This window comes from Spirochaetota bacterium (genome assembly GCA_004297825.1).
Taxonomy (GTDB): Bacteria; Spirochaetota; UBA4802; order UBA4802; family UBA5368; genus FW300-bin19.
In genome coordinates, this window is sequence record SCSX01000091.1 from 1 (window position 1) to 22688 (window position 22688).

Sequence of the window (22688 nt, forward strand, 5' to 3'; positions counted from 1 at the left end):
AAAAAAAAATACAAGATTCTTAGAGCGAAAATGCACCGTTTGACTTTAAATACAGAGCAAAATAATTATAAATTACTTGGCGAAGTAAAAGGATGGCTTTCATACCTTAACAGTATAGATTCGAACAGATTTGAAAAAGTAAAACATTATATTAATAAACTAAATATGAAATACTCTGGAACTTTACTAGCACAACTTATTAAAGTAAAATAGTGTTTTAAATAGAGCAGGCTATTTTTAAAGATTAAATGGCTGTTTCTGGGACCGTTAAAAAACTACATCAGACCACACTAAAGTATAAGAGCGAGGGAACTTCTTTGCCACAATACATAAAGATGAGGCTCTTCCCCCAGTTCATCCTTCTCCTCTGGCGACTCGGGAAAATTCATAGACCTGTACTTCGGAGAAAACATGAGCAGCGCGTGGTCAGCTACCACGCGCATCACCGTTGATTCCGCTCCGGTTTCATTGAGCGCTCTTACCAGGAAAAAGAAACGGGCAATTCTATTGGGGAAAGAATACCTTTGATGAAACACTACTACCGCATCATTCTCGGCAGAAAAAGCGCCCTGGCGGAAGAATGCCGCACGCAACCTCACCCCCCGGCCCCCTGTGCGCAGCCTCCCTTTAGGGACTCCCACAGGAGAGGGGGAGATCAAGAGGAAATATATTTGTAATTCAGGATTCAAATATACAAATGGTACCTGAGCTTCATGCAACAAGCATCTCCGCAGGCAAACCTGCGTGCTTTGCTTAAATTATTGACAATAAATTCTATCTGATACTTGTTATGTACAGTAAAAGTATATATTATTATTGGGTGCAGGAATGAAATCCGAAACCGTTAAATCAACCAAAAAGGAATCAAAAAAAACTATTTCGCGCTCTTCCGGGATTGGAAAAACAGGCGTAATTAGCTCCAAATATTCCAATGAAGAGAAATTAGTATTGAATAAAATCAAAAATATTTCAACTAAAGCACGAAAACAAGCCCGAAAAAACAACGCGACTGTTACGATAATTCGAGATGGACGCATTGTTGCCATAGCGCCCGACAAAAAAGAGCAAGTGCTGGGAAGGGTGATCAAGAGTAGAATAAACATCGATTTTGGAAAACCGATAAAAATTAAATAATGACCCAAAAGCGCCTTCGAGTTTTTGCGGGTCCAAACGGTTCCGGAAAGTCAACATTAAAAGATACGATTAAAAAAGTTGTTGGGCTGGGCGTATATATAAACGCGGACGACATTGAAAAACGGTTAGCATGTGATAAAAAGATAAATCTTGATGCGTATGGAGACGAACATGACCCAAATCGCACATAAGATATTGGAGGAGATCAAGGCGTTATCGCCGATAGAAAGGATTGAGCTTATCGATAAAATTTATCAAACTTTCGACTCGGAAACAGATATCGAAGTGGAAAAGGCATGGGCCGATGAAGCCGAACGACGCCTGGTCTTGCATAGGAACGGTGATGATACCTCAATATCCGAAGAAGAGCTGTTCGACAAAATTGCGAAGGATAAAATGAAATGATCCTCCGTGTGCGTCCGGAGGCGGCCGAGGAATTTGCTGAAGCGGTACGGTATTACAACAAGGAACGTTCAGGTCTTGGGTTTGAATTTGCCGCGGAAGTTCGAAACGTTTTCACACGAATAAAGAAATACCCCGATACATGGCCTATGATAACCGGGAATATACGAAGATGCATGGTTACCCGATTTCCGTACGCAGTTCTCTATAACAGGGACGGAGAACGTCTTCTTGTTGTCGCTATTATGCATCTGAAACGGAAGCCTGGGTACTGGAGACGAGAAGACTGACTGATAAATAATTTCTGGATATATAAAAGCAATTATATGGTTCGGCATGGGAAAGGACAATGGATCGTTCGTCCCGGTTTTCCAGAGCAAGGATGCCGAACATCAATTATTCGCCGTCTATACCTATGGAACGAATCATCGCGCTCGAGGTCAAGGGCGGCGAGGTGTGCTGCGAGGGGGGAGCGCCCCTGGTGACCTCACCCCCCGGCCCCCTCTCCCACAGAAGAGGGGGAGATCAAATGGAAATATATTTGTAATTCACGATTCATAGATACAAATGGTGCCTGAGTTCCATGCAACAAGCACCCCCTAAAGCCCCTCTCCCGTGGGAGAGGGGTGCCAGCGGCGGGGTGAGGTCAGCGTTCCGACAACCTGCCTCGCGGTTGAAAATATATTACGCCTTTCTCTACCGGAGACCCCAATGTCCAACGGACTCGCCCTATTCGACTTCGACGGAACCATAACCGTTAAGGACAGTACGACCGACTTCATAAAGTATTCCTGCGGCTGTTGTAAGAGCATTGCGGGATATATCCTTTTAAGCCCCGTTATGCTGGCGTTCATGCTGCGCCTGTTGTCAAGCCATGATACCAAACAGATATACTTCGCTTTTTTCTTTAAGAACTGGGATTATGAAAAATTCCAGAAAATTGCGGACGAATATTGTGAAAGGATTATCCCTACCTTGGTCCGCCAAAATGCCCTGGAGAGGATCCGGTGGCACAAGGAGCGGAACGACCGGGTGGTTGTCGTTTCGGGGGCATGCGTCAACTGGCTGCAAAAGTGGTGCGAAGAGCATGAGGTCGACGTGCTGGCGACGGAGCTCGAGGTATCGGAAGGCAGGCTTACAGGACGGCTTTCGACGCGTAATTGTTATGGAAGGGAAAAGGCTAAAAGGATACGCGCCCAATACGACTTAAACCAATACGACAGCATTCACTCATACGGCGACAGCAGGGGAGATATGGCCATGCTGGAGCTGGCGGATGAGCGTTATTATAAGTATTTCTGATCATTGAACCGGCAATAAGTCGCCCCTCGAAATCATCCTCCACAAGAGTCTTATTTTTCCGTTAATAAATATCAGTTCGAATCGTATTAGAAATAGAACATCAATATACGGACAATAAATCATGGCATGCCTACATAAGAAATTAAGCCATATATAATCACAGGGGATCCGGATGATTGCATATTTCTCTCCCTACCTGGGCAAAGAAGTGGTACTCACCGATGAACGGTATGACCACATAAAGAAGCAACATCCCGAATTGCTTCCGGAATATGAGTTTGCACTGGCTGAAACCGTACGGGACCCGGACAGCGTACGTAAAAGCATGCGCCATGTGAATGCGCGGCTATTTACAAAATACTTTGACAGTATTCGGGATGGTAAGTATGCTATAGTCGTGATTGTAACCGATTCTCTCCCTGAACCGCGGGACTGGATAATCACCGCCTACCTTACAAGAAAACTGGGTGGAGGAGATGTGGAATGGAAAAAGAACTGACATTCTATTACGATAAGGCATCGGATATTTTATACATAAATTTGACCGACCCTAACCCGGCGCAAGAGACCGAAGAGCTGGGTGATGATGTGATCGCGCGCTTGAATCCAGTGACGGGAGAGGTGGAGAACCTTGAAATACTGTTTTTTTCGACAAGGATGCTCCGTGACGACATCCTGAGACTTCCCATTTCAGGGAATTTCCATTTAATGGAATCTCATTTATCCGACGGGTGAAATACCGGGGCGGGTGAAGGTAACTCCCGCGTCCTCACGCTTCGCGCCCCCGGGCCTGCGGGGAGAGTTCCTCAACGGACTTACTGGTAGACGGGACTTTATGCAGATACTAATCGACGCCCCTATTTCTTGATTATCGAAGCCTTCTTGCCCCATCGCGGGGGATAGTCGTTCTTCCGGTCTATCGCGACATCGTCTTCCTTGGGGCAGGAGATGATATTGACGGCGTTGTTTACGCCGGTGCCGGTGATCCTTTGTTCGTTCATGTTGTAATATTTGCAGATAACGAAACCGTTCCCGCTATAGCCGTGCTTTTCACATAACGTGCAGTCTTCGAGGGTCATAACTATTCCTTTGCGGCGTGTAGTTGCGGTGAGAATATACCCGGTTTCCCGGCGGATCGATTCGCTCGCCCGGTACGCTGTACTGAGCCGATGAGACGCGCGTCATGTCAAGCCGTTAAAGCGGTGCGCGCGCGGAAACCGGAAAAACGAGGGGGGCGTCCGGAACGCGCGCTTTATGAGTCAATCGGCATCGAAATATAAATGAATTGACTGGCTTAGCCAATGTGCATAGCGTATCTCGCAGGAAAGAGACGCGGACAGGATATTTTCCGAATCCGCCATTCGTCGCGATCCGGACAGAAACCCGATGCCCATTCCGACCCGAGAGGCCACGCAATGAACAAAAGACCCATGATTATCATCGCGCTCGTGATCGCATTCTACTTTCTCGCGAAGTACGTCGCGGAATTCTACATCGATTACGAGTGGTTCCGGCTGAACGAGGGGCTCCAGGTGTTCTGGGTCCTGTTCATGACCAAGTTCAACGTGCAGGGGATCTTTGGCGCCATATTCATCGCCCTGTTCTTGCTAAATTTCTATCTCATACGGGTCCTGGGCGGTAAGGGGAGGCTCTTTGTCGATAACTTTCTCGACAGGATACAGGTTCCCCGGATCGGTTCGACCCGGCGGCTCCTCCTGCTCGCGCTTATCGCCGCGGTCGCGGTGATCGGGTTCATCATGGGCGGAACCGCATCGGCGTACTGGAAGGAGTATCTCATGTACGTGAACGGCGTGCCCTTCGACGGGTTCCCGGCCGATCCCATCTTCGGGCAGAACATCGGGTTCTACGTGTTCTCGCTCCCCTTCTACCAGTTTCTCTACGGCTGGCTCATGGGCACCCTGGTCATCATCACCCTGTTCTCCGCGGTCATTCATTTCATCAACGGGGGGATCGCCGTCCGGCCTGCGGAGATAGAGGTCTCCCCCTTCTGCCGGGCGCACCTGTCGATACTCCTGGCGATGCTCGTGATACTATACGGCCTGAGCTACCAGATTGCCGCGTACGAGTTGCTCTTCTCCCAGGTGGGCAAGTTCTACGGGGCGGGATACGCGGCGGTGAACTCCAAGCTCCTGGCGTACCGGGTCGCGGAGGCGCTCTCGTTTCTCGCCGCAGCCTTCCTCCTGTATAACGCGATCAAGAGGAGCTTCAAGCTCCCGGTGATCGTGATGCTCACGCTCATCCCGGTGTACTTCATCCTGGGAACGATTTATCCCGCGCTCCAGCAGCGGTTCGTCGTGGTGCCCAACGAGCTTGACAAGGAAAAGCCGTTCATCCAGCACAACATCGACTTCACGCGGCTCGCGTATGGAATCAACAAGGTCGAAGAAATTCCGTTCGAGAACAAGCGCGAGCTGAGCTACCGGGACGTCACGGAAAGCAAGGATACGCTCGAGAGCGTGCGGCTCTGGGACTGGAGGCCGCTCAAGCAGACCTACAAGCAGCTCCAGGAGCTCAAGCAGTACTACTTCTTCAACGACGTGGACGTCGACCGCTACGTGATCGACGGGAAGAAGATCGCGGTGAACCTCTCGGCCAGGGAGCTTTCGATCGAGGGCCTGGGGGGAAACAGCCAGACATGGCAGAACAAGCACCTCATCTACACGCACGGCTACGGCGTTGTCATGAGCAGGGTGGACCGGATATCCGCGGAGGGGCTTCCCATGTTTCTCATGAAGGACATACCCCCGAAGACCGAGACGGGCATCAAGATCGAAAGGCCGGAGGTGTATTACGGCGAGCACAAAAATTCGTACGCGATCGTAAACACTTCCATAAAGCCCGGCGAGTTCGATTATCCCTCGGGCGACGAGAACAAGTACACCACCTACAAGGGCTCCGGCGGAATGAAGCTGGATTCGTTCTTCAAGAGGCTCGTCGCGGCGGTCGCGTTCGGCGACATCAACCTGCTCATATCCGGGAATATCGGCGACGAGAGCCGTATCCTTTTCAAGCGCAACATCGTGGAGATGGCGAAGACCTTCGTCCCGTTCCTGGAGCTGGACGGCGATCCCTACCTCGCGATATCCGACGGGAGGCTCTTCTGGATCATCGACGCGTACACCCAGTCCGACCAGTTCCCGTACTCGACGCCCATCAACGTCGACAGGAAATATCTGAACTACATCCGCAACTCGGTGAAGATCATCGTGGACGCCTACGAGGGAAAAATCGCCTGCTATATCGCGGACGGCGGCGATCCCATCATCAAGGCGTACGCGAAAATATTCCCGGGCCTCTTCCGGGACCTTAAAGACGTGCCCGAGGGGCTCAAGGCGCACATCCGCTACCCGGAAACGATCTTCAACATCCAGAGCCAGATGCTCCTGAAATATCACATGACCAATCCCAACGTCTTCTACAACAACGAGGACGCGTGGGCGATACCCACGCAGCTCTACGGCGATCACGAGGAGGTCGTGCACAGCTACTACCTCGTCACGACGCTGCCCAAGGAAAAAAGGAGCGAGTTCATCCTCATACTTCCGTTTACGCCGTACAAAAAAAACAACATGACCTCGTTCCTGACCGCGAAGTGCGACATGCCCGATTACGGCAGGCTCCAGCTCTACCAGCTTCCCAAGGACAAGCTCAACTACGGCCCCATGCAGGTCGAGGCGCGCATAAACCAGGACCCGGAAATTTCGAAGCAGCTCACGCTGTGGAGCCAGAAGGGATCGAACGTGATACGCGGAAACATGCTCGCGATCCCCATCAAGGAATCCATCCTGTTCATAGAGCCGCTCTACCTGAAGGCCGAGAAGAGCGAGATGCCCGAGCTTAAAAAAGTCATCGTGGCGTTCGCCGATAAAATCGTCATGGAGAGCGATCTCCCCTCCGCCCTCGAGAAGCTCTTTTTCGGCGGGGGATTCACGGCGGACGCGGACCGGGGCGCGGTTGGCATGGGCCTCAAGGCGCTCGCCGAGCGGGCGTCGTTCCATTTCTCCAAGGCCGAGGAATACATGCGCGCCGGGAACTGGAAGGGATACGGCGAGGAGCTCGATAATCTCAAGAACGTTCTGAACCAGATGAAAGGCCAGGCGAACTAATCGGGCCCGCCCGGCAGTCTACGTCTTAAGAAAAGCGAACCGCGAATGAACGCCAATGTTCCGGAGCCATTCGCGTCTATTCGCGTGTATTCGCGGTTATGCTATTCTTGATGCGCAGTTCTTAATTCGATAATCCTTTTCGTGTGCCAGGCGCCCTTCTTGTAGTAGATGAAAATCTGGCAGAGCGCGACCAGGGTGGACGCGAAGATCGCGATCCAGATGCCGATCTCGTGCAGGGACGTAAAAAGCCCCAGGGCGTAGGCGAGCCCTATGCGCACCGACATGGATATCGCGGAGAAGAGAAGCGGCACCATCACCGAGCCGGCCCCCCGCACCGTGGACTGTAAAATGAAGAACAGCGAAAGGTCCAGGTACGCCCAGCAGATGATGCGCAGGTAGAGCACTGAATGCAGCACGACCCCCTCGTCCTTGATGAACAGGTGCGCGATCTGTCGCGGGAAAAACGTGCACAAGACGATGACGGTAGCCGAGATCACGAGCGTGAACCGGATCGCCGAACGCGTGATCTCGCGCACGCGCTCGTGCTTTCCCGCGCCTATGCTCTGCGCGACCATGGTCGATACCGCCATTCCTATGGACATCGCGGGAAGGATGGAGAAATTGTCGACGCGAAGCCCTATCCCGTACGCCGCGATGACCTCGTCGCCGAAAAGGTTGACGAGCCCCATGAGCACGATCCCGCTGAAAGAAATGATGAGCATCTGCAGCGACGTGGGCAGCCCTATCGACACGATCCGTTTCATGATCGCGGTATCGATCCGCCACTTCCACGCGCTCACGTTGAGGAAACGGTTCTTCCGCACGAGGTAGTAGTATCCCGCGAACGTGGCGATCACGTTCGCGCACACCGTCGCGAGCGCCGAGCCCTTGACGCCCAGGGCGGGGATGGGACCCGCGCCCTGAATCAGGAAGGGAATAAAAAGGATATTGAGCACGACCGTGAGCACCGTGAGGTAGAGCGGTGTCCGCGAATCGCCCAGGCCGCGCAGGACCCCCATGAGCCAGCCGTTGATCGCGAGAAATACCAGGCCCGACGAGAACCAGGTGAGAAAGATTACGGCGTTGTCCATGAGGCCTTCGGGGGTGTTGATGAGCCCCAGGATCTCCCGGCCCCACAGGAAGATGCACGCGGTAATCGCGAGCGAGATTGCCACGTTCAGTACGAAGGAATTGACGAGGATGCTCGACAGGAGCTCGTGGTTTTTCGCGCCGTAGGCCTGCCCCACGAGCACGATCGCGGCGATACCGAGCCCAATAACGAGCGCCATGAGGAAGAAGATGAGCGGCGTGCTGATCGACACCGCCGCGAGTGCCTCGTGCCCGAGTATCTGCCCCACGAAAATACCGTCGATGATGCTGTAGAGCGACTGGAACAGGTTTGCCAGGATCATGGGGACCGAGAATGCGACCAGCAGCTTGAATACGTGTCCCTCGGAAAGATCTCTCATGACGAACCGGGCCTCGAATGGTTTTGCTATGGCGTTAATGTAGGCAGGGTGGGGAGGGAAATCAAAAGAAACAAGTCCTTTTCCGCCGATACGCGTGTTTTTGGACGGGCCCGGGAAAGGGCATTTAATCGATCCGCCCGCGCCACGCACGAGATACGTGACTGGCCACCGGCATCGAAAATAACTGTCAAATAATAGTTGACAATAGTATGGTATGTGAATTATAAATAATGGGCAAGCCGATATTCGATTCCGGCACACTAAAAAGAAAGCAGCGTCTCCCTGTTCAACTCCCGTATCGGCCGTGTCATATGGTCATGCATGGGCAGGTTTATTGCCTCCCTAGCCGACAGCTCTAAAATGAAGATGTATGAATGTAAGAATTCGCGCAGGCATATTCGCCGCGTTCGACATGCCGTTGTTCAACATGTAGTGAGCCGATCCCCTGATAGGTATTTCAGGGCGCGATTGTAACGGTACCGGCTGCCGGTCGGGCGAGAATAGAAAGACAGGAGGAAACGGAAATGAGCAGGTTGCTGTCGATTCTGGCGGGTATATGCATTATTCTTGGAGCGGCCGCGCCGGTGTACGCGGCCGAAGAGGCGGCGGGCGAGGCGACAGGCGCGAAAGAGAAGATCGTGAACCCATGCGCGGACGAAAATCGTTTTCCGGACGCGGTGGGGCTCTACCTGGACAACTATTTTCTGCTCGGCAGCGTGGGCGAACGGGCGCTCAAAGGCGCCGATATAAATACCCAGTATTCCAAATTCCAGATCAGCATCGCCTACCGCATGTTTCTCTGGACCGGGCGCAAGGACGATACGGGACTCTATTTTGCGTATACCCAGAAATCGCTGTGGGATCTCCTTAATGGAAAGAAGTCCTCGCCCTTCGTCGAATCGAATTATTCGCCGGAAGGGTTCTACCGGGTAGCCCTTGCGGGAAAGACTATCCTGGGCATCCATTTTACCGGGCTACAGTACATCCAATTGGGGCTGTGGCAGCATGAATCGAACGGGCTGGGTGACGGCAACGGGGACAATTCACGCGGCTGGGACCGCGGCTATTTTGAATTTGAATACGCGATTGTGAACGACCACCTGTTTCTCATCCCCCGGGTATGGGCGACATACCATGTCGCCAATGAAAATTCGGATATTACCGGCTACCTGGGATACGGCCAGCTTACACTGAAGACGGAATCCAATGTGGCATTCCTGGGCGATATGTACGTGGGATTGGCGGCGACGGGAAGAAAAGGCGAATACAAGGATATTAACAAAGGGAGCATCGAGCTGACATTCGTTCTCAGCAGGATAAAATACCGCTACCTGGATCACACCACGAAATCGCCGCTGGGATTATTCGTCCAGTTCTTTACCGGGTATGGAGAGACGCTGTTGCAATACAACCGGTTCAACAGGGTCGTACGTGCGGGCGCGGGATTCCCGATTTAGGGGAATTAATGGGTTGGGCTGGATCGCCTGGATGGGACGGGCGATTTGCCCGGGTCGTGGGGCGTTTTATGTGTCGCATTTCAGCATAAAAAAGCATTGAAAAACACCTTGTAGTACCGCATCATTGCCGCATCGGTCCTTTATCGTTCCGATACTTGTAACCTGTACATGCAAATAAAGCACCCGGCCGGTTTCAGCCGCCGCGCGCCGCTCATGTTCCCCTGCCCACGTTACCGCGCGCCCGCCGGAGATATATTCGCTTTCTCTCGCATCGACCGAGTGATTTCTTTACGCGGCGGGGAACACGCACCCCGCCACAGGTCCGATACACGTGGTACTCCGGAGGCGCGTATGAAGATGCTCGTTACGGGAGCGACGGGATTCATTGGCTCGCACCTGGTGAAGGAATTGCTGCTCAGGAAGCATTCCGTCAGGGCGCTTGCCCTGCCCGGCGAGGACGCCGCATGGCTGGAGAAGGCGGGCGTAGAGGTGCGCCGCGGCGATCTCCTGAAACCGGAAAGCCTGTGCGGGCTCTGCGACGGGATCGATACCGTGTTCCATCTTGCGGCGCGCGTCACCGACTGGGGCACCAGGAAGCAGTTCTACGACGCCATCCTGGGCGCGACGAAAAATCTCATCGAAGAGGCCGCGGGAAGGGCGAAGCGGTTCGTCTACGTGAGCTCGGTCGCGGCGCTGGGATGCAACCGCCATCTGCGGGGCGTGAAGGAAACGGACGCCCCCCGGAAATCGGGCATACCCTACAACGACGCGAAGCTGGACGCGGAAGCACTGGTGATGAAGTACAATGCCGCGGGTAAAATCGCGTGCACCGTGGTGCGGCCCGCCAACGTCACGGGGCCCGGGAGCGTGTGGGTGCGCGACGTGCTCGACAAGCTCAAGGGCTTCCTGCCGCTCGTGGACGGGGGGGCGTACAGCAGCAGCCTCGTGTATATCGACAACCTCGTGGACGGCATCATCCTCGCCGGCACGAAGGACATCGCGCGGGGAAAATACTACCATTTCCGCGACGACTGGACGGTGAGCTGGAAACAGTACATGACCGACCTGGGCGCGCTGATCGGCAGGAAGCCCGCAGGGAGCATTCCCTTCGGGGCGGCGATCGCGCTCGCGTGGATTTGCGACAGGGTCTGCACGCCGCTGCACGTACGCCCGCCGCTCACGCGCTTTTCTGTGTATATCACCGGCAGGGACTATGACGTCGATACTACGCTCACGAGGAATGAGCTCGGCTGGCGCACGAGGGTTCCCTGGGAGGAAGCGAAACAGAACATAGCCCGCTGGGTGCGGGAGGAATATTCAAGGAGGTATTCATGAAATTGTCGCTGCTTCTCTACGTGCTGGCTTTGAAACTCAAGGGTGCCGCGAAAAAGAACCCGAGGTTTCGAAGCTATATCGGCATCATGCAGGTGAGGGTGCTTATTAAGACCGTGGACGGAAAGAGGGGGCGCCTTTTCATTTTCGACAAGGGGGCGTTTTCCACCGTGCGCGGGGCGCTCCATAAGTTCGACGCCGCGCTCATCTGGGCGGACTCGTCGACGGCGTTCAGGGTCATGACCTCGACGGCCCCGGACGCGTCGTTCAAGGCGGCCGCGGAGGGCAGGATGAAGGTAGAGGGCATGCCGCCCTACATCCAGTGGTTTACCGACGGCATCAAGCTCGTGATGGGCTGACGCGGCTGCGGCGGGCGCGGTCCGGGGACGGGGCGGTATCGGCCCCCGGAAATTTATGAACCGATAGGGAAAATCTCAAGGAGGGATCCAATGGCGCAGATAAACGGCGGTCACCTGGTCGCGAAATACATTAAAGAGGTCGAGGGGATCGAAACGGTGTTCGGCCTCTCGGGCGGGCACATCGAATCGATACTGGACGGTTTCACCGAGTACAAAATCCGCGCGGTGGACGTGCGGCACGAGCAGGCGGCGGCGATGATGGCGCACGCCTGGTCGGTCTACGCGGGACAGACGGGGGTGTGCCTGGTGACGGCGGGGCCGGGCTTCACCAATGCGCTCACCGGCATCGCGAACGCGTTCCTGGACAACGCGCCGCTCGTGGTGTTATGCGGCAAGCATCCCCTCAAGGAAGACCTCCGCGGCGCGCTGCAGGAGATGAACCAGATCGACATGGTCAAGCCCGTCACGAAGTGGGCCGCGACCTGCTACGAGACGAAGCGCATACCCGAATACCTCGCGATGGCCTTCCGCTACGCCACGATGGGAAGGCCCGGGCCGGTGTTCCTCGAGCTTCCCCCCGACATACTCAACGTGAGCATCCCGGAGGAGGAGGCGCCCATGCCCAAGTCCCCCGCCCGGAGGTACGCGGTCCGCCCCGACGACGCTACGCTCATGGAGGCGGCGGCGCTTATCGACGGGGCGAAGCAGCCCCTGTTTCTGGGCGGGAGCGGGGTGGGGTTCAGCCGTTGCGCGGAATCGCTCGGGAAATTCGTCGAGAAGACGGGCATTCCCTTCCTGCTTATGAATTACGGGAGGGGCGAGCTTCCCGACACGCATCCGCAGTCCATCTGGGACACGGGCAATATCGGCATGATGGTGACGCTCTCGCAGGCCGACGTGATCGTCATCGCGGGCCTGAGACTCAACTGGCTCCTGCAGTCGGGGGCGGCCATCCCCGCCGGGGCGAAGATCGTGAGGATCGACGTGGACCCGCACGAGATCGACCGCAACCGCCGGGCCGACGTGGGACTTGTGGGCGACGTGTGCTCGGTGCTGAGCGCGCTTCTTCCGCACGTGAAGAAGAACGATCACGGGGCGTGGCTTAAGACCCTGCGCGCGGCATCGGCCGCGTTCATCGACTCCGAGCTCAAGGCGCGGGAAACGCCGTCGGATCCCATTCACCCGATACGCCTGGCGGCGCAGATACACAAGGCCGTGGGCGACGACGCATACTACGTGACCGACGGCGGCGACACCGTGTACTTCGGGCTCGTGCATTTCATGTCGAAGTTGAAGGCGGGCGTGGTGGGTACCGCCTCGGGCCTCCTGGGCTGCCTGGGCACGGGCATCCCCTTCGCGATGGCCGCGAAGGTGGCGCACCCCGACAAGAACGTGATACTCCTGAACGGGGACGGCTCGTTCGGATTCAACGCGATGGAGTTCGACACCATGCTCCGGCACAATATCCCGGTCGTGTGCGTCATCAACAACGACTGCGCCTGGGGCATGGTCAAGCACGGGCAGGAGCTTTCCATTGGCAAGGACCGGCTCCAGTGCACGGAGCTTGAATTCAGGCGCTACGACAAGATGGTGGAGGGACTGGGCGGGCACGGGGAGCTTGTCACGAAGGACGAGGAGATCATCCCGGCCGTGAAGAGGGCGCTCGCGTCCGGGAAACCGGCGTGCGTCAACGTGATGACCGATCCGACCGCGATGAGCCCGGCGTCGGTGCTGTTTTACCAGGCGCTCAAGATGGAGTGAGAGGAGAATGCCATGAAAGCGCTCGTATTCGATCTCTCGATTCCGAAACTCGCCGCGCTCAAGCTCCTGCCCCTGGCGGGGAAGCGCATGTACTATCGCGGCCCCCTGTCGATGCTCAGGCTCGCGGACATCCCCGAGCCGGGGCTTCCGTCGGCGGACTGGGTGAAGATCAGGACGAAGCTCTGCGGGTTCTGCGGGAGCGATCTCAACCTGATTCTCATCAAGGACTCGCTCATGGCCTCGCCCTTCACCTCGTTCCCGTGCGTCCTGGGACACGAGCTCTGCGGCGAGGTGGTCGAGGCGGGGAAGAACGTGAAGGGGATCCGCGCGGGCGACCTCGTCACCGTCGCGCCCATGCTGGGATGCGCCGTGCGCGGAATCACGCCGGAGTGCCCGGCCTGCAAAAAGGGCCGGCCCGGCAATTGCGAGAATTTCGCGCACGGCGCCATGGCCCCGGGGATGTTCATGGGCCTGTGCAGGGACGCGGGCGGCGGCTTCGCCGAGTACCTGGTCGCGCACAAGAGCCAGCTCTTCCGCGTTCCCGATGGCGTGAGCCCCGTATCGGCGGCCCTCACGGAACCGCTCGCCGTGGCGCTGCAGGCGGTGCTCGACAACCGGCCGCGCGACGGGGAGAAAGCCCTCGTTATCGGGGGCGGGGTGATCGGCGCGATGATCGTCAAGGCGATTCGCGGCCTGGGCGTCCGCTGCGAGATCGCCGTGGTCGAGCCGTCCCCCTTCGCCGCGGATTACGCCATGAAGTCCGGCGCCGATCATCACGGCGCCGGGCCCATCCACGACGTCGCCGTAAAGGTCGCGGGGGCGCGCTCCTACAGCCCCATGATGGGACAGGCGATTCTCCAGGGGGGCTTCGAGCGCGTCTACGATACGGTCGGGCATTCCGCGACGCTGCAGGCATCGCTTATCGCCGCGGCGGCGTGCGGGACGGTGAGCCTTGTCGGCATAGGCAAGCACGTCGGCTTCGATCCCACCCCGCTCTGGCTCAAGCTCCAGACCATCAAGGGGGTGTTCGCGTACGGCTACCATGACGACGGGCGCCGCACGCGGCACGTCTTCGAGATGGCGCTCGACATGATGCAGAAGCGGAAGGTGCGGGTGGACGACATGCTCACGCACACCTTCCCCATCCACGAATACAAATCCATGATCGATGTGAATCTGAACAAGGGGAAGCACAGGGCGATCAAGACGGCGCTCAGGTTTTAATTAACCGCGAAAGGGCCGGGGGGCCGATGCGCTTCGCGGATTAGCGGGAAGCCCCCGGCGGATTCCCGGCTTCATCGCGCGGCCTTCTCGCGGTACGCGCGGGGCGAAAGCCCCGTCATCTTCCTGAAGGTGATGTTGAAGGACGTCTTCGAGTTGAACCCGACTTCGAAGCATATCGAGATGACGCTGCGATCGGGCGTATCGGCGAGCAGGCGCTTCGCCTCGTCGATGCGGAACCTGTTCACGTAATTCCTGAAATCGGTCTTGCCCTGTTCGTTCAGTATCTGCGACAGCTGGTGCGGCCGTATGAGCAGGCGCGCGGCCACGTCGTTCAGTCTAAGGTCCATATCGGTATAGAGCCGCTCGTCGCGCATCAGATCGAGGAGGCGCTCGTGGATCGCCCGGTGGTCCAGCCCCTTCGCGAGCGCCTTCCGGTAGCGGTTCGATTTCATCCCGGCGGCGAGCAGCTGGAAGAAATCCGGGAAGCGGTTCTTGAAGAGGAAGTACAGGATCACCGTGAGCGAGATTCCCGCCGCGCCCATGAGCATGAAATCCCCGTCCCGGTCCACGATATAGACGCACGAGAGCGCGACGGAGACGAGCGTGATGACGGTGAGTGCGATCGAGAAACGCAGCGGGGCCCCGGCAGCGTTTTCCCTGAGCGCGGCGATTTGCATCCAGAGCAGCATGACCATGTACAGGACCGTCACGAGCAGGCAGCCCAGGAACACCCAGATCATCGGGTGGTTCAGGGGATCCCCGAAAAACGCGCCTGCGAGCGCGCGCTGCGCGTCCAGGGGCTTCGTGTAAATCCAGAGTTCGAGGAAGAACAGGGGCACCGCCGGAAGGAGCGGAAGCCTGAGATACGCGGGGATCGCCCTTCCCGGGTGGAGGAACATGTAATTGCGAATGTACTCAAGCGGGCTTATGAGATACAGGAGCGTCAGGAACAGGAACAGGACCCGGGGATGCGCGCGGTACAGGCCGAGCCCCACCGCCGCCATCTGCGCGATCAGGATACTCACGATGAGGCCGCGGGCGAACCTGAACCAACTGTGCCGCTCTTTTCGCCGTCCGGTGATGTGCTCGAGTGCGATGAAGGCGGTGAGCACGACGCCCGCGACGATCACCACCGACAGCGTGACCTGGAAACCAGTCATTCCCGTTGCACCTCGTTCATTGACTGCCCGACGGGCCAGTGGAACATGGCGCGGGGCGGCATGTCAATAAGCTTACGGGGACCGGGAGTCACGCTGGAATGAGCCTGAAAAGGGCGAAAGTGCGCGTTTTCGTGCGCTTATGGTGGTCGTCCCGGAAGATTATTCTTTGCAGATTAAAGGGTCAGGATTATAATTCCGAACGACAGGGGATGCGCAGCGGAATAGGATATCGCAACCGATGCGGTGCGCCGGCGACCGGCGCAACAACTGATACAGGAGCATGTTCGATGGCCGACAAACCGAAAGTTGCGATAGTAAAACGCGCGCTTCCGCTGACCGCGGAAGCCATACACGCGATGGTGCGCGATTCCCTCGACCTGGTGGGGGGTCTCGCGGGGAAATTCAAGAAGGGCGGCCACGTCGTGATCAAGCCCAACCTCTTCGCCCCGTACCCGCCGCCGGTGTCGGTGGACCGGCGCGTGATCGCGGCGGCGGTGTCGCTCGCCCGGGAGGCCGGGGCCGGCAGGGTGACCGTGATCGAGGGGGTGAGCGTGGGCACGCTCATGAAGCGCGTCAATCCCGCGCATTCGGGGATCTGCATGCGGCGCGGGTACGGCACGGTCGAGGTGATGCGCATGCTCGGCGTGAAGAAGGCGGTCGAGGACGCGGGGGGCGAGGTGCTGGGGGTCGAGGACGCGGAGAAGGCGACCGTGGACATTAAGGGCGGCATGGCGCTTCATAGCGCGCTCTACCCGAAAGTCGTGCTCGAGGCGGACTATTTCATCAACATGCCCGCGCTCAAGACGCACACGATGACCATGGTGACCCTTTCGATCAAGAACCTCCAGGGGCTCCTGGACGAGAAGAGCCGGTATCACTCACACCGCGACGACCTGGACCAGCACATGGTCGACATAGGCAAGATCCGCCGGCCTGACCTCGTCATACTGGACGGGCTCATAGGCATGGAGGGGATGGGCGCGGGCGAGGGTGGGACCCCCGTCGAGATGGGGATCATCATGGCCGGGCACGACCCGGTCGCGGTGGACTCGATCGCCTCGATGTGCATGGGGCTCGATAACCCGCTCGTGGTGGGGACCACGCGCATCGCGCAGCACGACGGCCTGGGGTGCGCGAATCCCTTCCTTATAGAGGTCGCGGGGGAGAGCGTCGCCGGCGTGAAGAAGAAGTTCGTCCTGCCGGTGAATTTCACGCAGCCGCTGGAAAGCCTCGTGACCGGGATTTACCCGAACATCGACCTGTATATCGGCGGGGCGTGCCCGGCGTGCTGGCTCATGACCGCGATGGTGGAGGCTTCGCTCTCCCGGGTGCCCGAACGGTTCTCCCTGGTCGTGGGCGTGGACCCCCGGACGCCGCCCAAACTGCGTACGGACCCCGCGCACACCCTGTTCCTGGGGGAATGCGCGCTTGGCACGGGGGGCGCGTTGCGCGACATCCGCAACGAGATGCAGCTCAAGGGGATCGACGGTTTCCTGGGGGGATGCCCGCCCTACGAACAGGCGCTCGTGAAGCTGGAGGACATGCTGCTGCGCTCCGGGCACCTTGATGAAAAGGAAATGATCGACAAGGCCCTGGAGCATCGGAACAAATTCTTCGACTATTACCGCGCCCGCGACGTCTCGTGGTCGCCGGAGGTATAAGGGACTACGCCCCATCGGGCGCAGGGAGGTACCCATGGCCGGAAAGCAATTCGTGATCGCCGTCGATTCGGGGACGCAGAGCGTGCGCGCGATCCTGTTCGATTCCGCGGGCAGGGAGGTGGCCGTCGCGCAGGCGCCGCACGAGCCCTACTTCTCGCTCCGTCCCGGTTGGGCCGAGCAGCACACCGCCGATTACTGGGCGGGCCTGTGCGCGGTGACGAAGGCGCTCATGAAGAAGTCCCGGGTGAACCCGAAGCAGATAGCGGGACTGGGGATCACCACGCAGCGGACGACCGTGGTCCCGGTGGACCGCGAGGGGAAGGCGCTGCGCCCCGCGATCATCTGGCTCGACCAGCGCACGATCGACGACCCGCCGCCGCTCTCGCTCGCGGCGCGGGCGGTGTTCGGCGCGGCGGGGCTGTACGAGGCCATCAAGTACGTCCGCCGGAATTCGAAATTCCTGTGGATAAAGCTCAACGAGCCGGAAATATTCCGGAAGACGCACAAGTTCATGCAGATATCGGGCTGGATGGTGAAAAAGCTCACCGGCGAGTTCAAGGACTCGGTGGGCATGGTCACGGGCATGTGGCCCCTCGATTTCAAGAAGCTCGCGTGGCACTCCATGGACATCGCCTACGAGACGTTCGGCGTGGATCCGGAACAGCTCGTGGACCTCTACCCGCCGGACACGATCCTGGGCCGGGTGAGCGCATCGGCCTCCCGCGAGACGGGGCTCCCGGCCGGGCTTCCCGTCGTGGTGGGCGCCGGCGACAAGCAGTCCGAGCTCCTGGGCGCCGGGGGCATCGTCCCGAACATCGGGGTGATCAGCTACGGCACCGCCACGTGCATGGACGTCATCAGCAGGGAGTATGTCACGGATCGCGGGCTCAGGTATTTCACGTGGCCGGGCGCGGTTCCCCGCACGTGGGACATCGAGATGTTCATCTTCCGCGGGTTCTGGATGGTCACCTGGTTCAAGCAGGAGTTCGGATTCCGCGAGTCGCTCGAGGCGAAGAAGCGCGGCGTCGCCCCCGAGGCGATCCTGGACGAGGTGATCCGCACGATCCCGGCCGGCTCCATGGGGCTTATGCTCCAGCCGCACTGGACGCCCATGACGAGCTCCCGCTACGGCAAGGGTTCGATAATCGGCTTTGGCGACGTGCACACGCGGGCCCACATCTACCGCGCGATCCTCGAGGGGATCGGCTACGAGCTACGCAGGCTGTACGAGCTGGTGCACAAAAAAACCGGGATAACCCTTACCGAGATACGGGTGGGCGGGGGAGGCTCGCAGAGCGACGCGGCGGTGCAGATCGCCGCGGACATCTTCAACCTGCCGGTCTCGCGCCTGGCCACGGCCGAAATCTGCGCGCGGGGGGCCGCGATCGACGCGGCGGTGGGATGCGGGATGTTCGCCACGTTCGAGGATGCGGTCGCGGCGATGGTGAAGAAAGGGCGCACCTTCGAGCCCATCGCCGCGAACCGGCGCGTCTACGACGACCTGTACGGCGACGTGTACGTGAAAACGTACCCCAGGCTGGAGCCCCTGTACCGGAGGATCGCGGGAATCACGGGATATCCGCGGGAGTATTAGGCTTGTTGTTACCCACAACCCAACAAGGGAAAGGGAGATGGGGAGATCGAGGTAAAGGCGATTGAGGAGATAAAGATTGGGCAAGGGTATCAGGTGGCGGATGACGAAGGGAACCGGATGAAAATGTATCGGCGAAAATTATTTCCATGGCGATAATTAGAAGTAAGCACGGAGGAGACGATGTCAGGTAAATGGAAGGGCTTCATGCCCGACTGGCGCGAGACGGCGCCGCTGCCGGGGTCATACCGCTCGATATTCAAGTGGGGCGACCCCCTGGGATTCAAGCATCCCAACGAAAAGCTCTACCGCGAGATGAAGGAAATTTTCGGGCTCACGGACGAGGATTTCAGGGCGCGCCGGTTCGAGGGCGACGAACAGGTGAAGCTATCCCGCAAGCCGGGGCTTCGCGCGTCGCACGTCGAGGCGATCGCCCGCGTGGTGGGGAAGGAAAACGTGTCGGCGCGCGACTACGACAGGCTCAGGTTCGCGTCCGGAAAAACTGTCGAGGAGGCGATGCAGCTCCGGCAGGGAAAGCCCGACAGGCCGGCCGACCTCGTCGTGCATCCGCGCCACAAGGAGGATGTGCGGAACCTTGTAAACTATTGCGGCAAACACCGCATTCCCGTATACGTGTACGGCGGGGGCTCGTCGGTGAACTTCGGGCTCCGTGCCGCGAAGGGGGGCGTCACCCTGGTGCTCTCGACGCACATGAATAAAATCGTGAGGCTCAACGAGGAGAACCAGGCGGTCACGGTGCAGGCGGGGATCCTGGGGCCCGCGCTGGAGGGGGCGCTCAACGACGCCCCCGCGCGGTTCGGAAGCGTTAGACGCTACACATGCGGGCATTTCCCCCAGTCCTTCGAGTACTCGTCCGCGGGGGGATGGGTCGCGACCCTGGGCTCAGGGCAGTCCTCCACCTATTACGGGGACGCGTACGACCTGGTGATAAGCCAGGAGTACGTCACGCCGGCCGGCTCGTTCAGGACCCTGGAGTATCCGGGCACCGCGACCGGTCCCAAGGTGAACGACATCATGAAGGGGAGCGAGGGCGCCTTTGGCGTGCTGGTCGAGCTCACCCTGAAGGTGTACCGGCACATGCCCGAAAACAGGACGCGCTTCGGCTACATCTTCCCGACCTGGGAGGCCGCGGTGGCCGCCTCCCGCGAGGTCGCGCAGGGCGAGTTCGGAAAGCCCGCGGTGTTCAGAATCTCTGACCAGGAGGAGACGCACATAGGCCTTAAGCTCTACGGGATCGACGGCACGTTCCTGGACAGACTCATGCGGCTGCGCGGATTCAAGCCCATGCAGCGCTGCCTCATGCTGGGCTCGTCGGAGGGCGACGCGAGCTTCACGAAGAACGTTAAGCGCAATGTGAAGCGCGTGTGCGCCGGATTCGGGGGGATGTATCTTTCCGGCCTTCCCGTGAAGCTCTGGGAGCCGGGGCGCTTCAAGGACCCCTACCTGCGCGAGGATCTGCAGGACTTCGGCATCCTCATAGACACGCTGGAGACCGGCGTCACGTGGGACGTGCTCCACAGGGTGCACCGCGAGGTGCGCGCGGCGGTGAAGCGGCGCCCGAAGGTGATCTGCATGACGCACGCGTCCCACTTCTACCCTCAGGGCACGAACCTCTATTTCATCTTCATCGCGAAGATTGCGGACGTGAAGGAATACGTGAGGTTCCAGGACGAGATCGTGAGCGCGATCTGCGCGAGCGGCGGCAGCGTGAGCCACCATCACGGCGTGGGGAGGATGCTTGCGCCCTGGATGGAGGGGCACCTGGGCAGGGAGCAGATGGCGGTGCTCAGGGCCTTGAAGAAGCATTTCGATCCCGCGGGCATCATGAATCCCGGCGGGCCGCTCGGGCTCGACCTGAAGGGCGGGGACTGGCGGAAGATTCGGTAGAAAATGATTTCGGGGGCGGGGGCCGATGCGCTCCGTCCCCTTCAATAAAGCCGTGGAGAAGGGTGACGCGCCGTGAATGAATTCAAAAAATTTCTGCTCGTACAGGCGCTGATAAGCGCCCTCATCAACATGTCGCTTAACGCGGGTATCGGTATCTTTTTGTTTTGGGAGCTTGAGGTCGTACCCCTGTGGGGAAATCCGGGGATCGCTCTGGACACCCTGGCGACGGCATTCCTTCTTTCCTGGCTCACGGTGCTGTTCGTGGCGCCGTTCGCGCACATGGAAATGAAAAAGGGGACGGTGGAAAAATTCGGGAAGGAATTGCGTTTCCTGCGGGGCTCATGGCTGAAATACATGCCGCGGGGATTTTTCCTCCAGTCGATGATCATAGGAGTCGTCACCGCGGCGATATTCACCCCGGTGATGGTGGGCGCATTGTCCGTGCTTGGAGTGGATGGAATGAGCTTCCGGTCAAGCGTTATCTATAAGACGGTCTTCGCGACGCTGCTGGCGCTTGTCGTGAACCCCGTAACGTGGATGAGCGCGCTGAAACAATATGCGGTGGATTAACGCATTTTCCCGGGAATGAGGCTTCACCGCGGGATCCTGTACGGAACAATCATGGGCACCTTCGCGCGGTACCGGTCGTAGTCCTCGCCCATCTCCCGCGCCAGGTCGCGCTCCTCGAGCAGCGTCGCCGCAACAATCCACGTGGACCAGAGCGCGTTCAGCAGCACGCGGTCGAGGGTGGGTTCGGGATGCGACCAGATCATAAGGAGCATGGCCAGGTAGAGCGGGTGGCGCACCCAGCCGTACGCGCCCTTCGCCGAAAGCGGCAGGCGCCGTGTTTCCCTCTTCTGGATGTGGCGCTTAACGGCCTTCGCCCCGAACGGGTCGAACGATTTGAGCGAGACGGATGCCCGGTAAAAAAGCGCGAGGCCGAGCACGAAGAGCGCGCGTATCGCCCAGTACCAGGCGCCGCCCGCCGCGTACGCGACCGGGGGAACCCCCTGCCAGAGCGTGAGCACGGCGACCAGCACGATTCCCGACGCGATCGAGTATGCCGCCCCGAAAAACGCCGCGGGGTAGCGGCGGGCGAAGCGCTCCCGCGATGGCCGCCTGACCATGACGCTGTGCTGAAGAAAGAACAGCATCGAGAGGCACGCGTCGAACGCAAGCGCCCCGCCGTCCGTGAGGTTCAGCCGGATCAGGTTGAGGGGTCCCATGAACAGGAAGAACGCGAAGAACAGCATTGAGGCGTTGCCCAGGATGAGAGAAAGATATGCGAGTGTGTGCGCGCGGCGCGTGTTCATGTTCATGCTCCTTCGTGGATTTGATGTGTCATACGCTCAAGGGGGTGGTCCACTTGCCTGTTCGAGTCAACAGGCAAGGTTCCCATTGCACCCCATATTCACTTCTCAATTGCCGAATTGTGCGGCTTTAACATCTGGACGTTTTCCGTCAACGATCGGTTACAACTTTTCCGGGAGCCGGTTTAAAATCCGGGGTCTGCTGAAGCCGGAGCCTGAATTCGCGGTCGTGCGCTCACCGGAAGGGCATGACGCTTCGGCCCCTTCATTTTTCTCTTGACCGGGCACATGTCTCCCGATAGATTCGCTCATTGGAGACGTCAATCCATGCCCCTCGCCCGAAAAATTAAAAAACCCTTCACCTACGCCGATTACCTCCAATGGGACGAATCCGTCCGCGTGGAGTTGATCGGTGGGGAAGTATTTGATATGACACCCGCGCCGTCCCGCAGGCACCAGGAATTATTAATGGAACTGATCCTGGTTTTCGG

21 protein-coding genes are annotated in these 22688 nt (G+C 58.4%); 16 read left to right on the forward strand and 5 right to left on the reverse strand.

What is annotated here, in order from left to right:
- Nucleotides 1-290: 290 nt before the first annotated feature.
- Nucleotides 291-719, reverse strand: coding sequence for a hypothetical protein (locus EPN93_20450; GenBank protein ID TAL29992.1), 429 nt, complete (start codon nt 717-719; stop codon nt 291-293).
- A gap of 109 nt (nt 720-828) precedes the next feature.
- On the opposite strand from EPN93_20450, the gene EPN93_20455 reads away from it, so the two are divergent.
- The 6 genes from EPN93_20455 (at nt 829) to EPN93_20480 (ending at nt 3573) form a co-directional block, all read left to right on the forward strand.
- Nucleotides 829-1134 carry a hypothetical protein gene (locus tag EPN93_20455; GenBank protein ID TAL29993.1) on the forward strand — a complete coding sequence of 102 codons (306 nt, stop codon included), beginning with the start codon at nt 829-831 and terminating at the stop codon, nt 1132-1134.
- 153 nt (nt 1135-1287) lie between these two features.
- A complete protein-coding gene (locus EPN93_20460) occupies nt 1288-1539 on the forward strand; it encodes a hypothetical protein (protein ID TAL29994.1) in 252 nt (83 codons plus the stop codon).
- Nucleotides 1536-1826 carry a type II toxin-antitoxin system RelE/ParE family toxin gene (locus EPN93_20465; GenBank protein ID TAL29995.1) on the forward strand — a complete coding sequence of 97 codons (291 nt, stop codon included), beginning with the start codon at nt 1536-1538 and terminating at the stop codon, nt 1824-1826. The genes EPN93_20460 and EPN93_20465 overlap by 4 nt, the downstream gene beginning before the upstream one ends.
- A gap of 421 nt (nt 1827-2247) precedes the next feature.
- Nucleotides 2248-2838 (forward strand): HAD-IB family hydrolase, encoded by a 591-nt coding sequence (locus EPN93_20470; GenBank protein ID TAL29996.1) that lies wholly within the window; start codon nt 2248-2250, stop codon nt 2836-2838.
- A 172-nt stretch (nt 2839-3010) separates the two neighbouring features.
- Nucleotides 3011-3337 carry a hypothetical protein gene (locus EPN93_20475; GenBank protein TAL29997.1) on the forward strand — a complete coding sequence of 109 codons (327 nt, stop codon included), beginning with the start codon at nt 3011-3013 and terminating at the stop codon, nt 3335-3337.
- Complete coding sequence (locus EPN93_20480) at nt 3322-3573, forward strand: DUF2283 domain-containing protein (GenBank protein ID TAL29998.1); 252 nt, start codon at nt 3322-3324, stop codon at nt 3571-3573. Before EPN93_20475 ends, EPN93_20480 begins: the two co-directional genes overlap by 16 nt.
- A gap of 122 nt (nt 3574-3695) precedes the next feature.
- Here EPN93_20480 and EPN93_20485 read toward each other — a convergent pair whose 3' ends face one another.
- Nucleotides 3696-3917 carry a hypothetical protein gene (locus EPN93_20485; GenBank protein TAL29999.1) on the reverse strand — a complete coding sequence of 74 codons (222 nt, stop codon included), beginning with the start codon at nt 3915-3917 and terminating at the stop codon, nt 3696-3698.
- Between the two features lie 222 nt (nt 3918-4139).
- Between EPN93_20485 and EPN93_20490 the strand changes: the two genes are divergently transcribed.
- On the forward strand, nt 4140-6965 hold the full coding sequence (locus tag EPN93_20490; GenBank protein ID TAL30000.1) for a UPF0182 family protein: 2826 nt from the start codon (nt 4140-4142) through the stop codon (nt 6963-6965).
- A gap of 101 nt (nt 6966-7066) precedes the next feature.
- Here the strand turns inward: EPN93_20490 and EPN93_20495 are convergent, their stop codons facing one another.
- On the reverse strand, nt 7067-8434 hold the full coding sequence (locus tag EPN93_20495) for an MATE family efflux transporter (protein ID TAL30001.1): 1368 nt from the start codon (nt 8432-8434) through the stop codon (nt 7067-7069).
- Between the two features lie 524 nt (nt 8435-8958).
- On the opposite strand from EPN93_20495, the gene EPN93_20500 reads away from it, so the two are divergent.
- The 5 genes from EPN93_20500 to EPN93_20520 all read left to right on the forward strand — a co-directional run bounded on the left by EPN93_20500 (nt 8959) and on the right by EPN93_20520 (nt 14567).
- On the forward strand, nt 8959-9891 hold the full coding sequence (locus EPN93_20500) for a hypothetical protein (protein ID TAL30002.1): 933 nt from the start codon (nt 8959-8961) through the stop codon (nt 9889-9891).
- 168 nt (nt 9892-10059) lie between these two features.
- Nucleotides 10060-11226, forward strand: a complete 1167-nt coding sequence (locus tag EPN93_20505; GenBank protein ID TAL30003.1) for an NAD-dependent epimerase/dehydratase family protein — start codon at nt 10060-10062, stop codon at nt 11224-11226.
- A complete protein-coding gene (locus EPN93_20510; GenBank protein TAL30004.1) occupies nt 11223-11582 on the forward strand; it encodes a hypothetical protein in 360 nt (119 codons plus the stop codon). The genes EPN93_20505 and EPN93_20510 overlap by 4 nt, the downstream gene beginning before the upstream one ends.
- A 90-nt stretch (nt 11583-11672) precedes the next feature.
- Nucleotides 11673-13343 carry a thiamine pyrophosphate-binding protein gene (locus EPN93_20515; protein TAL30005.1) on the forward strand — a complete coding sequence of 557 codons (1671 nt, stop codon included), beginning with the start codon at nt 11673-11675 and terminating at the stop codon, nt 13341-13343.
- Nucleotides 13344-13355: 12 nt separating this feature from the next.
- Complete coding sequence (locus tag EPN93_20520; protein TAL30006.1) at nt 13356-14567, forward strand: alcohol dehydrogenase; 1212 nt, start codon at nt 13356-13358, stop codon at nt 14565-14567.
- Between the two features lie 71 nt (nt 14568-14638).
- Here the strand turns inward: EPN93_20520 and EPN93_20525 are convergent, their stop codons facing one another.
- The gene (locus tag EPN93_20525) at nt 14639-15727 is read right to left on the reverse strand and encodes an AraC family transcriptional regulator (protein TAL30007.1); all 1089 of its coding nucleotides are present in this window, start codon (nt 15725-15727) and stop codon (nt 14639-14641) included.
- A gap of 98 nt (nt 15728-15825) precedes the next feature.
- Here EPN93_20525 and EPN93_20530 point away from each other — a divergent pair, with 98 nt between their 5' ends.
- The 4 genes from EPN93_20530 (at nt 15826) to EPN93_20545 (ending at nt 21457) form a co-directional block, all read left to right on the forward strand.
- On the forward strand, nt 15826-17388 hold the full coding sequence (locus EPN93_20530; protein TAL30008.1) for a DUF362 domain-containing protein: 1563 nt from the start codon (nt 15826-15828) through the stop codon (nt 17386-17388).
- Between the two features lie 34 nt (nt 17389-17422).
- Nucleotides 17423-18982, forward strand: a complete 1560-nt coding sequence (locus tag EPN93_20535) for a carbohydrate kinase (protein TAL30009.1) — start codon at nt 17423-17425, stop codon at nt 18980-18982.
- Between the two features lie 180 nt (nt 18983-19162).
- The gene (locus EPN93_20540) at nt 19163-20887 is read left to right on the forward strand and encodes an FAD-binding oxidoreductase (protein ID TAL30010.1); all 1725 of its coding nucleotides are present in this window, start codon (nt 19163-19165) and stop codon (nt 20885-20887) included.
- Between the two features lie 72 nt (nt 20888-20959).
- Complete coding sequence (locus EPN93_20545) at nt 20960-21457, forward strand: hypothetical protein (protein ID TAL30011.1); 498 nt, start codon at nt 20960-20962, stop codon at nt 21455-21457.
- 23 nt (nt 21458-21480) lie between these two features.
- Here the strand turns inward: EPN93_20545 and EPN93_20550 are convergent, their stop codons facing one another.
- Complete coding sequence (locus EPN93_20550) at nt 21481-22206, reverse strand: isoprenylcysteine carboxylmethyltransferase family protein (protein ID TAL30012.1); 726 nt, start codon at nt 22204-22206, stop codon at nt 21481-21483.
- Nucleotides 22207-22688 lie beyond the last annotated feature (482 nt).